The sequence below is a fragment of the Stenotrophomonas sp. LST15-1-1.1 genome (assembly GCF_040815575.1).
GTDB classification, from domain to species: Bacteria; Pseudomonadota; Gammaproteobacteria; order Xanthomonadales; family Xanthomonadaceae; genus Stenotrophomonas; species Stenotrophomonas lactitubi_B.
In genome coordinates this window covers 255,320-269,329 of sequence record NZ_JBFPNJ010000023.1, presented here as the reverse complement: position 1 = coordinate 269,329, position 14,010 = coordinate 255,320, and the positions used below count along the sequence as shown (strand labels likewise).

Annotated in this window: 11 protein-coding genes; 7 read left to right on the top strand and 4 right to left on the bottom strand. The window is 66.2% G+C overall.

What is annotated here, in order from left to right; translation table 11 throughout:
* The first annotated feature begins 7 nt into the window (after positions 1-7).
* Genes leuC through leuB form a run of 3 tightly spaced genes read left to right on the top strand, consistent with a single transcriptional unit; the run spans position 8 to position 3,055 of the window.
* Complete coding sequence (gene leuC / locus MRBLST15_RS11525) at positions 8-1,426, top strand: 3-isopropylmalate dehydratase large subunit (RefSeq protein ID WP_312705367.1); 1,419 nt, start codon at positions 8-10, stop codon at positions 1,424-1,426.
* Complete coding sequence (gene leuD, locus MRBLST15_RS11520; RefSeq protein WP_265954393.1) at positions 1,426-2,004, top strand: 3-isopropylmalate dehydratase small subunit; 579 nt, start codon at positions 1,426-1,428, stop codon at positions 2,002-2,004. Before leuC ends, leuD begins: the two co-directional genes overlap by 1 nt.
* Complete coding sequence (gene leuB / locus MRBLST15_RS11515) at positions 1,994-3,055, top strand: 3-isopropylmalate dehydrogenase (protein ID WP_265954395.1); 1,062 nt, start codon at positions 1,994-1,996, stop codon at positions 3,053-3,055. The genes leuD and leuB overlap by 11 nt, the downstream gene beginning before the upstream one ends.
* A 99-nt stretch (positions 3,056-3,154) precedes the next feature.
* Here the strand turns inward: leuB and MRBLST15_RS11510 are convergent, their stop codons facing one another.
* On the bottom strand, positions 3,155-4,168 hold the full coding sequence (locus MRBLST15_RS11510) for a hypothetical protein (RefSeq protein ID WP_367785960.1): 1,014 nt from the start codon (positions 4,166-4,168) through the stop codon (positions 3,155-3,157).
* Positions 4,169-4,328: 160 nt separating this feature from the next.
* Positions 4,329-5,102, bottom strand: coding sequence for an SDR family oxidoreductase (locus tag MRBLST15_RS11505; protein ID WP_367785959.1), 774 nt, complete (start codon positions 5,100-5,102; stop codon positions 4,329-4,331).
* 116 nt (positions 5,103-5,218) lie between these two features.
* On the opposite strand from MRBLST15_RS11505, the gene MRBLST15_RS11500 reads away from it, so the two are divergent.
* On the top strand, positions 5,219-6,127 hold the full coding sequence (locus MRBLST15_RS11500; RefSeq protein ID WP_312705365.1) for a LysR family transcriptional regulator: 909 nt from the start codon (positions 5,219-5,221) through the stop codon (positions 6,125-6,127).
* Positions 6,128-6,690: 563 nt separating this feature from the next.
* Here the strand turns inward: MRBLST15_RS11500 and MRBLST15_RS11495 are convergent.
* Entirely contained in the window at positions 6,691-9,852 is a 3,162-nt protein-coding gene (locus MRBLST15_RS11495; protein ID WP_367785958.1) for an efflux RND transporter permease subunit, read from the bottom strand.
* Between the two features lie 3 nt (positions 9,853-9,855).
* Positions 9,856-10,992 carry an efflux RND transporter periplasmic adaptor subunit gene (locus MRBLST15_RS11490; protein WP_367785957.1) on the bottom strand — a complete coding sequence of 379 codons (1,137 nt, stop codon included), beginning with the start codon at positions 10,990-10,992 and terminating at the stop codon, positions 9,856-9,858.
* Between the two features lie 122 nt (positions 10,993-11,114).
* On the opposite strand from MRBLST15_RS11490, the gene MRBLST15_RS11485 reads away from it, so the two are divergent.
* The 3 genes from MRBLST15_RS11485 to MRBLST15_RS11475 all read left to right on the top strand — a co-directional run bounded on the left by MRBLST15_RS11485 (position 11,115) and on the right by MRBLST15_RS11475 (position 13,954).
* Positions 11,115-11,795, top strand: a complete 681-nt coding sequence (locus tag MRBLST15_RS11485) for a TetR/AcrR family transcriptional regulator (protein ID WP_265954467.1) — start codon at positions 11,115-11,117, stop codon at positions 11,793-11,795.
* Positions 11,796-11,931: 136 nt separating this feature from the next.
* Positions 11,932-12,579 carry a protein-L-isoaspartate O-methyltransferase family protein gene (locus MRBLST15_RS11480; protein WP_100553501.1) on the top strand — a complete coding sequence of 216 codons (648 nt, stop codon included), beginning with the start codon at positions 11,932-11,934 and terminating at the stop codon, positions 12,577-12,579.
* Between the two features lie 16 nt (positions 12,580-12,595).
* Entirely contained in the window at positions 12,596-13,954 is a 1,359-nt protein-coding gene (locus tag MRBLST15_RS11475) for a TolC family outer membrane protein (RefSeq protein ID WP_367785956.1), read from the top strand.
* Positions 13,955-14,010 lie beyond the last annotated feature (56 nt).

Genomic DNA, 14,010 nt, shown 5'->3' with positions numbered 1-14,010 from the left:
CAAACGCATGACTTCCGCACCCCGCACCCTGTACGACAAACTGTGGGACGCCCACGTGGTCGTTCCAGAAACCGACAGCGCGCCCGCCGTGCTGTATATCGACCTGCACCTGATCCATGAGGTGACCTCGCCGCAGGCCTTCACCGAACTGCGCGAGCGCGGCCTGAAGCCGCGCCGTCCGGACCGGACCAAGGCGACGATGGACCATTCCACGCCGACCCTGCCGGCCGCCGCCGATGGCACCCTGCCCTACGCCAGCGCTGCCTCAGAAGCGCAGGTCGCCATGCTGGCGCGCAACTGCGCCGAGCACGGCATCGAGCTGTTCGACATGGCCTCGGACAATCGCGGCATCGTCCACGTGATCGCCCCGGAACAGGGCTTCACCCAGCCCGGCATGACCATCGTCTGCGGCGACAGCCACACCTCCACCCACGGCGCGTTCGGGTCGCTGGCCTTCGGCATCGGCACCAGCGAAGTCGGCCATGTGCTGGCCACGCAGTGCCTGCTGCAGCGCAAGGCGAAGACCTTCGCGATCACCGTCGATGGCCCTCTGGCACCCGGCGTCGGCGCCAAGGACGTGGTGCTGCACATCATCGGCGTGATCGGCGTCAATGGCGGCACCGGTCACGTGATCGAGTTCCGCGGCAGCACCATCGAAGCGATGGACATGGAACAGCGCATGACCCTGTGCAACATGTCGATCGAAGCCGGTGCACGCGCCGGCATGGTCGCTCCCGACCAGGTGACGTTCGACTTCGTTGCCAATACCCCACGTGGCCCCAAAGGCGCCGACTTCGACGCCGCCGTGGCCCGCTGGACGCAGCTGCGCAGCGATGAAGGCGCGCGCTTCGACAGCGAGGTGCGCATCGATGCTGCCGACATCCGCCCGACCCTGACCTGGGGCACCCACCCCGGCACCGCCATCGCGGTGGACGCGCCGATCCCGGCGGCCAACGATGCCGCCGCGCAGAAGGGCCTGGATTACATGCACTTCCAGGCGGGGCAGACGCTGGCCGGTACGCCGGTGGACGTGGTCTTCGTCGGCTCCTGCACCAACGGCCGCCTGAGCGACATGCGCGAAGTGGCGCAGGTGCTGCGCGGTCGTCGCGTCGCCGAGCGCGTGCGCATGCTGGTAGTCCCCGGCTCTGAAATCGTCAAGCGCCAAGCCGAGGCCGAGGGCATCCACGAGATCGTGCGCGCGGCCGGTGCCGAGTGGCGCGAGCCGGGGTGTTCCATGTGCATCGCCATGAATGGCGATCTGGTCGCCCCCGGCCAACTGGCGGTCAGCACCAGCAACCGCAATTTCGAAGGCCGCCAGGGCCCGGGCTCGCGCACCCTGCTGGCCTCGCCGATGAGTGCCGCCTGGGCCGCCGTGCAGGGCCACGTGGCCGATGCCCGTGAACTGTTCGCACAGGAGGTGGCCTGATGAGCGGCTTCCGCACCCTGCGTTCGGCCAGCGTGGTGCTGCGCCAGACCAATATCGATACCGACCAGATCATTCCGGCGCGGTTCCTGTCCACCACCGAGCGCGCCGGCCTGGGTCGCAATGCGTTCAACGACTGGCGATGGCAGGCCGATGGCTCCCCGGTGGCCGACTTCGCCTTCAACCAGCCGCACAACGCCGGCCGCAGCATCCTGCTGGCCGGGCGCAACTTCGGCTGCGGCTCATCGCGCGAGCATGCACCCTGGGCGCTGACCGACCTCGGCCTGCGCGCCATCGTCAGCAGCGAGATCGCCGACATCTTCCGTGGCAACTCGCTGAAGAACGGCCTGTTGCCGATCGTGCTGGACGAAGCCGACGTGCAGGTGCTGATGCAGCGCCCGGACGACGAGCTGACCATCGACGTGGCCGCGCGCGAGCTGCGCACACCCGATGGCCGCGTCTACTTCTTCCCGTTGGACGGCTTCTCGCAGACCTGTCTGCTGGAAGGTGTGGATCAATTGGGTTATCTGTTGGGCCGTGTCCCTGAAATCGAACGTTACGAGAGTGAGCATGCACGCTGAAATTGTTGTCCTGCCCGGTGATGGCATCGGCCCGGAAGTGGCCGCCGCTGCGGTCGCCGTCCTGAACGCCGTCGCCGAACGCTTCAACCACACCTTCACCTTCAGCGAGCACGACATCGGTGGCATCGCCATCGACCGTCACGGCGAGCCGTTGCCAGCCTCGACCCTGGCCGCCTGTCAGGCTGCCAACGCGGTGCTGCTGGGCGCGGTGGGCGGCCCGAAGTGGTCCGACCCGAACGCCAAGGTACGGCCGGAACAGGGCCTGCTGGCAATCCGCAAGGCGCTGGGCCTGTATGCCAACCTGCGTCCGGTGCGCACCCACGAAGCCGCACTGCACGCCTCGCCGATCAAGGCCGAGCTGCTGCAGGGCGTGGACTTCGTGGTGGTGCGCGAACTGACCGGTGGCATCTACTTCGGCGAAAAGACCCGCGATGCCGACAGCGCCAGCGACCTGTGCCGCTACACCGTGGCCGAGATCGAGCGCGTGCTGCGCAGTGCGTTCCGGCTGGCCCAGCAGCGTCGCGGCAAGGTCACCTCGGTGGACAAGGCCAACGTGCTGGAAACCTCACGCCTGTGGCGTGACGTGGCCGCGCGCATCGGCCGCGAGGAGTTCCCGGACGTCGCGCTGGAACACCAGCTGGTCGATTCGATGGCCATGCACCTGCTGGCCAAGCCGCGCGAGTACGACGTGATCGTGACCGAGAACATGTTCGGCGACATCCTCACCGATGAAGCCTCGATGCTGGCCGGTTCGCTGGGCCTGCTGCCGTCGGCCTCGCTGGGCGAGCCGGGAGCGGTCGGCATCTACGAACCGATCCACGGTTCGGCACCGGACATCGCCGGCAAGGGCATCGCCAACCCGTACGCGACGATCTTCAGTGCGGCGATGCTGCTGCGCCATTCGCTGGGGCTGGACGCCGAAGCTGCAGCGGTGGAAGCGGCGGTGCACGCAGTGCTGGACGATGGCGTGTTCACCGCGGATCTGGCCGCCAAGGGGCACGCAGTGAGCACGGCGACGGCCACCGACGCGGTGCTGGCCAAGCTGGGATGAAGCACGCGGGTGCCGGGACATGCCCGGCACCCTTTGCATGTCCATCGGTAGCGGCGAGCCCTGCCCGGCCTGCTGTTGTTTGCCCGGCATGAGATCCGCTCAGCGCGACGTGCTGCGCGCGTAGTCGCTGGCGCAACCGGCAACAACGCGACCCTCGTCGGTGCGCATCACGATGTGCTGCGGGATCCAACTGCCACCACTGAAAGCAACCGGCGGCAACGGGCGCTGCCACGCATCCTTGCCGACCGTATGCGAGGTTTCCATGCCCGCCTGGGCAAGCACTGGCGCAACCGCAACACCACCCAGATCCGCGCCGAAGAATCCACCGAACGCCAGCGCAATCGTGTGCGTGGAAACGCCGTACGCCTGGATAGGCACCTGCAACCCGATCAGCAGCAGGTGCAGATCATCATCACCAACGGTGTAGTTCACCTCGTTGACCGAACGGACATCCTGCGGCCATTCGAACTGCGGCTGTTCGGAAAGCCGCTGCCAGAACGCCTGCAGCCGGCGCATGCCGCCTTCATCGGCGCGGCAGTGAACGGCATCCTGCAGGTCCTGGACTTTAACAGCCGGCAGCTGACGCACCGCTGCCCTGTTACCGTTCGTGGAAGGAGCACAGCCCAGTCGATAGCCGTCGCCCGCACTGCGTACGATGATCGGTGTGGTGGGCGTCGACCATAGCTCGAACGGCTCATGCAGCGTGCTCGACTGCAGCCGCAAGCCGTGCGCAGCGACGATACGATCTCGATGTGCGGGGTCCAGCGCAACCGAGAACCCGAACGCATCAGCGAACAGCCGCGGCACTTCGACACCGTGAACGGTGATCGACTGTGGTGGAGTGATGACGGTCACCCGGTGATCGTCATCCTCACCTTCCTGCTCGAATCGCCAGTCGCGCAGGTACGGCAGTCGTTCGGCAGCGTCGGCGTAGCGTGCCGCGCGCAGGCGGCTGACGACGGCCTGCTGGACGTCCGCGCTCGCGCCGCACTCAAGCACGTCCCGCAGGTCATGCTGGAACAGCAGAGCATCGGCGTCTGCCGACTGCGCAATGGCAGAGCCGCTGCAGGCGACCAGCAGCAGCGCCGAGGCGCAGGTCGTACGGAAGAACATGGCAGGCGCTCCGGCCCTGGAACTGGCCGCTATTGTGCCCGTGAACGCCCTGAAGCTGTCCACTTGGGGACCAACAGTAGATCCACGCCATGCGTGGATGAAGCCAAGAGCATCCACGCATGGCGTGGATCTACTGCACGAACTCAAGCCTCGCGTGTCTCTACTTTGTGGTGTAACCACCATTGACCAGGATGGTCTGCCCGGTCATCCACCAGCCGTCAGTCACCAGGAAGCGGATCCACGGCACGATGTCGGCGATGTCGGTCAGGCCGGTGCGGGTGAACGCCGACAGCGCCGCGGCGGTCTTGTGATACGCCTGCGCATCGGCACTCTCGGCCGGATAGAAGAACGGCGTATCCATCGGCCCGGGACCGATCGCGGTCACCGAAATCCCACGCTCGCCAAACTCCTTCGATGCTGCGCGGGTGAAGTGTTCCACCGGCGCCTTGGTGCCGGCGTAGCTGGAATAGAACGGCGTGAACGCACCGAGCAGCGAAGTGACCAGCGTGCAGATGCGGCCGCCGTCGTTGACGTGGCGCCCGGCTTCCTTGAGGAAGAAGAACGCCGTCTTCGCGTTGACCGCGCTCATCTGGTCGTACTCCGCTTCGCTGATCTCCAGCATCGGTTTCTTCAGCACTTTGCCGACGGTGTTGATGGCGATGTCAGGGCGACCGACGGCGGCAACCGCGTCGGCGAACAGGCGCTCCATTGCCGCGGCCGAGGTCAGATCGGCCTGCAACGCCACGGCCTTTGCGCCTGCGGCCTGCAAGGCTGCAACGGTCGCCTCGGCATCGGCTTGAGTAGCGGCGCTGTTGTAGTGGATGACGATGGCCTTGGCGCCCTGCTCGGCGAAGTCGCGGGCGATCAGCCCGCCGAGGTTCTTGGCGCCGCCGGCGATCAGCACGGTCTTGCCCTGGATACGGTGGTCGGTCATGGCGTCGGTCTCGGTAAGGGGCTGCCGGGCTGGCAACCCTGTGCAGACGACGATATCGTGCAGAAATTGCGGATAAAGCCCGCAACATTGACTTAACTTTCCAGAGTGGGCGAACAATGGACCGGATCGAGCGTTTCCGCATCTTTGCCCGGGTGGTGGAGTGCACCAGCTTCACCCGCGCCGCCGACCAGCTCGGCCTGCCCCGCTCCACCGTCTCGGCGGCCGTGGCGGAACTGGAGCAGCGTCTGGGCACACGCCTGCTGCAGCGCTCCACCCGCAGGGTTTCCACCACCCACGATGGCGACACCTTCTACGTGCGCTGCCTGCGCCTGATCGCCGAAATGGAAGATGCCGAGTCGCTGTTCCGCCAGGACGACGCACAGCCGAAGGGCCTGTTGAAGATCGATGTGCCCAGCCGGATCGGTCGCCGCATCATCGCCCCGGCCCTGCCCGACTTCTTCGCACGGCATCCGCAGGTCGAGCTGGACCTGGGCATGACCGACCGCGCGGTAAACCTGATCGAGGACGGCTGCGATGCGGTGCTGAGGGTGGGCCAGCTAGGTGACTCCAGCCTGGTGGCCCGCACGCTGGGCCAGCTGGACTTCGTCAACGTTGCCGCGCCTGCGTACCTGCACGAGCACGGCGTACCGCAGCATCCTGCCGACCTGCAGCAGCACCGCGCGGTGAACTACGCATCGCCGACCACGGCGCGGGTGGAGCCGTGGGAATGGCAGGAAGGCGCGCAGCTGCGCACGCTGCCGATGACCGGCTGGGTGCGGGTGAACAGCGCCGAGGCATCGATTGCCTGCTGCGTCGCGGGGCTGGGACTGCTGCAGATTCCGCGCTACGACGTGCAGGCCGAACTGCACTCCGGTGCACTGGTGGAAGTGATGCCGCAGCACGTCGCGCAGCCGTTGCCGGTGACCCTGTTGCTGCCGCATCGGCAGCATCGTGCGCAACGTGTGCAGGTGTTTCTGGATTGGCTGGAGCCGCTGCTGCGTGAGCGACTGCAGTTGCAGGGGTGATCGGCCGGGCGGCTGCCCGGCGCCCGCAGAGGCGACTGCAACTGCAACAGCCAGAGCGGCTCTGGGTTGTTGCTTGGTTGGCGGGGAGGAGGCAGATGGCGGGACACGCCGCAAGTACGTCCCTGTAGGCTCGGCCACGGCATCCATGCCGTGGACGGTCCCGCCATCTGCCCCCTCCCCGCCTCCGATCATTTCCCGGTGACGGCCGGTGGATCCACACCATGCGTGGATGAGGTGTATCGGAAAACACGAAGGGGTCGGATCCGTTTTCCAATGGAAAACGGACCCGACCCCAACCATCAGCACGCGGCTGTTGCTGTTGCTGTTGCTGTTGCTTTTCGCTCTTCTTCCTTCTCTTCCTGCGGTGCAGGCCGCCGGAAAATGTCAGGGGCCGGGTGGGTGGGCTGGGCGGGGGTGTCAGCCGCATGGATGCGGCTGCCAAGCCTACAAGGACGTACTTGCGGCGTCCGCCGAACAGCCCACCCACCCGGCCCAGACTAGCGATCCCGCTTCTGAACCCACCGCAGAGGGGGCTCAGCCCGTTGGCCGGGAAACCCGGGGCATTACGCCCCGGATTCGTCCGGCTTGACCCGGAACCACGCCGCATACAGCGCCGGCAGGAACACCAGCGTCAGCACCGTGCCCACGATCAACCCACCCATGATCGAAATCGCCATCGAGCCGTAGAACGCGCTGCGCGACAGCGGAATCATCGCCAGCACGGCCGCAAGCGCGGTCAGCACGATCGGGCGGAAACGCCGCACCGTCGCATCGATGATCGAATGCCAGCGGTCATGCCCGGCATCGATGTCCTGCTGGATCTGGTCGATCAGGATCACCGAGTTGCGCATGATCATGCCCGCCAGCGCGATGGTGCCCAGCAGTGCCACGAAGCCGAACGGCGCGCGGAACAGCAGCAGGAACAACGTCGCACCGATGATGCCCAGCGGCGCGGTCACCAGCACCATCGCCGCACGCGAGAAGCTGCGCAGCTGCAGCATCAGCAACGTGGCCACCACGATCAGGAACAGCGGCATGCCGGCCTTGATCGAGTTCTGGCCGCGAGCCGAATCCTCCACCGAGCCGCCGGTTTCCAGCAGGTAGCCGCTGGGCAGCTCGGCACGGATGCCATCCAGCGTCGGCACGATCTGCTGCACCACATCCAGCGGCTGCATGCCATCGCTGATGTCGGCACGCACGGTCACCGTCGGCAGGCGGTTGCGGTGCCAGATGATGCCGTCCTCGAACGCGTATTCCAGCCGCGCGACCTGCGACAGCGTCACCGCAGTGCCACTGCTGGTCGGAATCGCCAGGCTGCCGAGCAGGTCCAGCTGCGCGCGCTCGTTGTCCGGGCCACGCAGCAGCATCTCGATCTGGCGATTGCCTTCGCGATAGGTGCTCACGCTCATGCCCGACAACGAGCTGCTGAGGAACTGGCTGACCTGGGCACTGCTGACACCCAGCGCGCGTGCGCGGTCCTGGTCGATCACCAGCCGCACCACCTTGCTCGGCTCGCTCCAGTCCAGGTTCACGTTCATCACGTGCGGGTTCTCGCGCACCTTGGCCTCGACCTTGCGCGCAATCGCCTGCACCTGTGCGATGTGCTCGCCGGACACGCGCATCTGCACCGGATAGCCGACCGGCGGCCCATTCTCCAGGCGCGTCACGCGCATCTGCACATCGGGGAACTGCTTTATCACTTCCTTCAGCATCCAGTCGCGGGTCGATTCGCGGGCCTTGGCATCTTCGGTGAGCACCACGAACTGGGCGAAGTTGGTGGCCGGCAGCTGCTGGTCCAGCGGCAGGTAGAAGCGCGGCGAACCGGTGCCGACATAGGCCACGTAGTTGCTGATGCCTTCGCGGCCCTTCAACAGCTTCTCCAGCTTGTCGGCCTGTGCCTGGGTCGCGGCCAGCGACGCACCTTCAGCCAGCTCGATGTCCACCATCAGTTCTGGGCGGGTCGAATCGGGGAAGAACTGCTGCGGCACGAAACGGAACAGCATCAGCGAGCCGATGAACAGTGCGATGGTCGCACCGATCACCCACCAGCGATGGCGCAGGCAGGTATCCAGGAAGGCACGGAAGCGGGTGTAGAACGGCCGTTGGTACGGATCATGATCGTGTGCATGCACCTTCGGCGCGATCCAGCGCGCGAGCGACGGATGCCGGTCGGCCCACTGCAGGCGCTTGGCACGCCAGCGACCGGCCAGGCTGTCCGGCTTGGGCAGCTGCGGATTGAACAGGTCCGGCAGCATCTTGTCACCCAGATACGGAATGAACAGCACTGCAGCAATCCACGACACCACCAGCGCGATGGTCACCACCTGGAACAGCGAGCGGGTGTATTCACCGGTGCTCGATGCGGCAGTGGCGATGGGCAGGAAGCCGGCAGCAGTGATCAGGGTGCCGGTCAACATCGGGAAGGCGGTGGATTCCCAGGCGAAACTGGCCGCGCGCAGGCGGTCGTAGCCCTGCTCCATCTTGGTGGCCATCATCTCCACCGCGATGATCGCATCGTCCACCAGCAGGCCCAGTGCCAGCACCAGCGCACCCAGCGAAATCTTGTGCAGGCCGATGTCGAAGTAGTGCATGACGAAGAAGGTCATCGCCAGCACCAGCGGGATGGTCACGCCCACCACCAGGCCGGTGCGCAGGCCCAGCGAGAAGAAGCTGACCAGCAGCACGATCACCACCGCTTCGGTGAGCACCTGCACGAACTCGCCCACCGACTCTTCCACCGCATGTGGCTGGTCGGACACCTTGCGCAGCTGCATGCCGGCCGGCAGGGTCTTCTGCAGGCGTTCGAACTCGGCATCCAGGGTGGCACCGAGCTTGAGGATGTCACCGCCGTCCTTCATCGCCACCGCCAGGCCGATCGCATCCTGGCCCATGAAGCGCATCTTCGGCGACGCGGGATCGGCGAAGCCACGCTTGACCTCGGCGATGTCGCCCAGGTGCAGCGTGCGCTCACCGGCCTGGATGGGGAATCTGCGGATATCCTCGATCGAATCGAACTGACCCGTCACGCGCAGCTGCACGCGGTCGGTCGGGGTTTCGAAGAAGCTGGTGGCGCTGACCGCATTCTGGTCGGCCAACGCCTGCTGCACCTGCTGCAGCGATACGCCCAGCGTGGCCAGCTTGGTGTTGGACAGCTCGATCCATACCTTCTCGTCCTGCAGGCCGACCAAGTCGATCTTGCCGACGTCGGGCACACGCTGCAGCTCCAGCTGGATGCGGTCGGCATAGTCGCGCATCACCGCGTAGTCGAAGCCTTCGCCGGTCAACGCATAGATGTTGCCGAACGTGTCGCCGAACTCATCGTTGTAGAAGGGCCCGACGATTTCCCTCGGCAGCGTCGCGCGGATATCGCCCACGCGCTTGCGCACCTGGTACCACAGGTCCGGGATCTGCTTGGAGCGCAGGCTGTCGCGCGCCATGAAGATCACCTGTGATTCGCCCGGCCGCGAGTACGAGCGGATGAATTCGTACTCGCCGGTGTTCATCAGTGCTTTTTCGATCGGCTCGGTCACCTGCCGCGAGACCTGCTCGGCGGTGGCGCCCGGCCACATCGTGCGTACAACCATGGCCTTGAAGGTGAACGGCGGATCTTCGGACTGGCCCAGGTGCTTGTACGACCAGGCACCGATGACGGCGAACGCCAGCATCGCGAACAACACCAGCGCACGGTTGCCCAGCGCCCATTCGGAGAGATTGAAGCGGCGCACGGGTCAGTGCCCCTTGCCTGCAGCCGGCGCCGGCGTGGCGGCCGACGCTGCCAGCACCGGGCGGTTCTGGCGATCGACCGGCGTCACCACCTGGCCTTCGCGCAGCAGATGGCCGCCGGCAGCGACCACCCAGTCCGCCGCGCCCACACCGGACACGACCGGCACGGCCTGCGCGCCATAGGCACCGACCTGCACGGGAGTTGCCTTCAACGCACCATTGGACGGATTGACCACCCACACGCTGGCCTTGCCGTCACTGCCACGCAGCACGGCCGCCAGCGGCAGCTGCAACGCGCCGCTGCGCCCGGCGGTGGCGAACACCCGCGCACTCTGGCCCAGTTCCACTTCGCTCAGTGCTTCCGGCGCCAGGCTGACCCGCGTGGCATAGGTACGGGCCTGCGCATCGGCGGCCGGCGCGATCTCACGCAGGGTGCCCGGCAGCAGCTGGCCCGGGCGGTTCCACAGTTCCACCTGCACCGACTGGCCGACCTTGTAGTCGCGGATGTTGCTTTCCGGCAGCGCGATCAGCACCTCACGGCCACCGTCGGCGGCCAGGGTGAACACCGTCTGCCCTGCGCTCACGACCTGCCCGGCTTCGGCCTGGCGGCTGGCGATCACGCCATCGGCCGGCGCGCGCAGCTGCGCGTACTCGGCCTGGTTGCGGGCCACGGCGAGGTTGGCCCGGGCAGCATTGGCCTGGCCCTGCGCGGCCTTGAACGCCGCCGTCTGCTGGTCCAGTGCCGAGCGGCTCACCAGCTGGTCTTCGGCCAGCTTGGCATAGCGCTTCTGGTCATCACGGGCACGCACCAGATCCGCTTCCGCCGCGGCCAGCTGCGCCTGCGATGCCGCCGCCTGCGAGGCGTAGTCGGCCGCATCCAGTTCGCCCAGCAGCTGTCCCTTTTTCACCCGGTCGCCGGCGTCGACGTGACGCTTGACCAGATTGCCGCCAACCCGGAACGACAGTGGACTTTCCTGGCGGGCACGCACCTCGCCCGGGTAGGCGGCAGCGGCCTGCCCATCCTGCGTGGTGGGATGCACCACCAGCACCGGAATGGCCGCCACCGGCTCGGCGGCCTGCTTGCCGCACGCTGCCAACACCACGACCAGCACGCCTACGCCCAACCAACGCATGTTTTTCATGAGGTACAGGACCTGAAAAGAAATCCGGGGGAACGCGCCGGCAACATACTGTTGCAACGCGGACATTAGTGAACCAGCCGGTATAGTATAAATATCGAACCGCTTGGTCTAGTATTAGCGGAATGAGTTCTTCCACTTCTCGACCGCCGTCGGCCAAGCCCGCTGCCAAGGCCGCCGGCCCCGGGCGCCCCAAGGATCTGGGCAAGCGCGCGGCGATACTCGAGGCAGCCAAGACACTGTTCATCGAACAGGGCTACAGCGGCGTGAGCATGGACAGCATTGCTGCCCAGGCCGGTGTCTCGAAGCTGACCGTCTACAGCCATTTCGGCGACAAAGAGACCCTGTTCTCCGAAGCTGTGCAGTCCAAGTGCATCGAGATGCTGCCCGACGCGCTGTTCGTGGCTGACGTGGAAGGCCCCCTGCGCGACCAGTTGCTGGGCATCGGTATGGCGTTCTTCGAGATGATCACCTCCGACGCGGCCCTGTCGATCCAGCGGGTGATGATGGCCCCGGAGACCGACGAGCGCCTGCGCGAACTGTTCTGGCAGGCCGGCCCCCAGCGCACCTGCGAGGCACTGGCCGACTTCATGCGCTTGCGTGCCGAGCGCGGCGAACTGGACATTCCCGACTGCTACATCGCCGGCCAGCAGTTCCTGACCCTGGTGAAGGGCGAAGTGCACATGCATATGATGTGCGGCATGCCACTGTCACCCGTCGAGACCGATGCTGCGATCCACGTGGCCGCCAGTGTGGATTTCTTCCTGCGCGCCTACGCGCCGCGGGAGGCGGGAACCACTGGATAACCAAAACTGAACGAACCGGAGGTCGCGATGACTTCCGGCACTGCGACCCCGGCCACCCCGCAGCTGATGCTCTGGGCGCGCCGCCGGCCTCCGGCACCGGTAAAATGGCCGGCCCACTGCGCTGGATTTGAACCTCATGACGATTGATTACGCCCACGCCCGCGAACTGATGGTGGAACAGCAGATCCGTCCCTGGGACGTGCTGGACATCAAGGTGCTCGACGTCCTGGCCCGCCTGCCGCGCGAGGCCTTCGTCGCCGACGCGCACCGGGCGCTGGCCTATGCCGATGTCGAACTGCCGATCGGCAACGGCCAGAAGATGATGAAGCCGGTCATCGAGGGCCGTACCCTGCAGGCACTGGATCTGCAGCCGGGTGACGAAGTGCTGGAAATCGGCACCGGCAGCGGCTTCCTGTCGGCCTGCATCGGCGCGCTGGCGCGCGACGTGTTGAGCCTGGAAATCGATCCGGAGCTGGCCGCTGCTGCACGCGCCCGCCTGGATGCCACCGGCCTGGGCACCAACGTGCGCGTGGAAGTGGCCGATGGCCTGGTTTGGCAGACCGAACGCCGCTTCGACGTGATCTGTGTCACTGGTGCGGTTGACGTGGTGCCGTCACAGTTCGCTTCGTGGTTGCGTCCGGGTGGTCGTCTGTATGTCATCCAGGGCCGTTCGCCGGCGATGGAAGCGCTGCTGGTGAAGGCCGATGGCAGCACCGAATCGCTGTTCGAGACCGATATCGATTACCTGCGTGGTGCCGCCCCGGCCCCCCAGTTCCACCTCTGAGTCCAAGGAAGCCGCAATGATCCGCCGATCCCTCGCTGTTGCGCTGGCCACTGCTTTGCTGCCGTTGTCCGCCCATGCTGCCGACCTGCTGCAGGTCTATGAAATGGCGCGCAATGGCGACCCGCAGCTGTCCGCCGCCGAATCCACCCGGCTGTACGACAAGGAAGGCGCCGTGCAGGCGCGTGCTGCCCTGCTGCCGCAGATCAATGGTCAGGCCCAGCTGAGCCGCACCCGTACCGAAGCCAATGCCGATGCCAACTCCGGTTCGGTCACCAGCAAGCGCCGCAACTACACGATCGACGGCTCGCAGACGCTGTTCAACTGGACGCAGATCAACAACCTGCGTTCGCAGCGCGAGCTGAGCAAGGCGGCGGACTTCACCCTCGACTCGGCCAACGACAATCTGATCGTTCGCACCTCGGCGGCTTACTTCAACGTGCTGGTGGCGATCGAATCGCTGAACGCCGCGCAGACCAACGAAGCGGCCGCGAAGAAGCAGTTCGACTTCGCCGACAAGCGCCTGGAAGTGGGCCTGGCGCCGATCACCGACGTGCACGAAGCACGCGCCCAGTACGACCAGGCGCGCGCCAACACGATCGTTGCGCAGAACACCCTGGCCGACAACTACCAGGCCCTGACCGAACTGACCGGCCAGCCGGTGATGAACCTGAAGGGCCTGCCGGCCGATTTCCGTCCGGAAGTGCCGGCCAACCGCGGCAACCTGGACCAGCTGGTGCAGCAGGCGACCACGCAGAACCCGGCGCTGAAGGCGCAGGAGCTGAAGGTCGGTGCCGCCGAAGCCGGCGTGCAGGCAGCCCGTGGTGGCCACTATCCGACCCTGTCGCTGGGCGGCAGCTGGGGCAAGAGCGCAACCTGGGGCGACAGCGTCGGCGCCGGTTCGCTCTCCCCCGATGCACGCACCAACAGCATCGGCCTGACCCTCAGCGTGCCGATCTTCTCTGGCGGCGCCACCCAGTCCGGCGTGCGCCAGGCCCTGGCCCAGCGTGATATCGCCCAGGATGGTTTCGAGCAGCAGAAGCGCGCACTGGACCGCAACACCCGCAATGCCTACCAGACCCTGGTGCAGGGCATCAGCGAAGTGGAAGCCCGCCGTTTGGCCGTGGTTTCCGCACAGAGCGCCTACGATGCCTCGCAGGTTGGCCTGGAAGTGGGTACCCGCACGGTGCTGGACGTGATCCAGAACCAGCGCATCCTGTTCTCCGCACAGCTGGATTACGCGCAGGCCCGCTACAACTTCCTGCAGAACCGCCTGCTGCTGAGCCAGGCCGTGGGTGGTCTGGATGTCGCCGAACTGCAGGACATCAACCGTCTGCTGACCCAGGACGCGGGCAACCCGTCCACGACGACGAACTGAGTCGGCGGCACCGGTCTGATCGAAAAGCCACCCGCGAGGGTGGCTTTTTTTTGGCT

Bases quoted from the DNA above. Each gene is read 5' to 3' on its own strand.
- leuC (WP_312705367.1), top strand. From the start codon at position 8: ATGACTTCCGCACCCCGCACCCTGTACGACAAACTGTGGGACGCCCAC.
- leuD (WP_265954393.1), top strand. From the start codon at position 1,426: ATGAGCGGCTTCCGCACCCTGCGTTCGGCCAGCGTGGTGCTGCGCCAG.
- leuB (WP_265954395.1), top strand. From the start codon at position 1,994: ATGCACGCTGAAATTGTTGTCCTGCCCGGTGATGGCATCGGCCCGGAA.
- MRBLST15_RS11510 (WP_367785960.1), bottom strand. From the start codon at position 4,168: ATGTTCTTCCGTACGACCTGCGCCTCGGCGCTGCTGCTGGTCGCCTGC.
- MRBLST15_RS11505 (WP_367785959.1), bottom strand. From the start codon at position 5,102: ATGACCGACCACCGTATCCAGGGCAAGACCGTGCTGATCGCCGGCGGC.
- MRBLST15_RS11500 (WP_312705365.1), top strand. From the start codon at position 5,219: ATGGACCGGATCGAGCGTTTCCGCATCTTTGCCCGGGTGGTGGAGTGC.
- MRBLST15_RS11490 (WP_367785957.1), bottom strand. From the start codon at position 10,992: ATGAAAAACATGCGTTGGTTGGGCGTAGGCGTGCTGGTCGTGGTGTTG.
- MRBLST15_RS11485 (WP_265954467.1), top strand. From the start codon at position 11,115: ATGAGTTCTTCCACTTCTCGACCGCCGTCGGCCAAGCCCGCTGCCAAG.
- MRBLST15_RS11480 (WP_100553501.1), top strand. From the start codon at position 11,932: ATGACGATTGATTACGCCCACGCCCGCGAACTGATGGTGGAACAGCAG.
- MRBLST15_RS11475 (WP_367785956.1), top strand. From the start codon at position 12,596: ATGATCCGCCGATCCCTCGCTGTTGCGCTGGCCACTGCTTTGCTGCCG.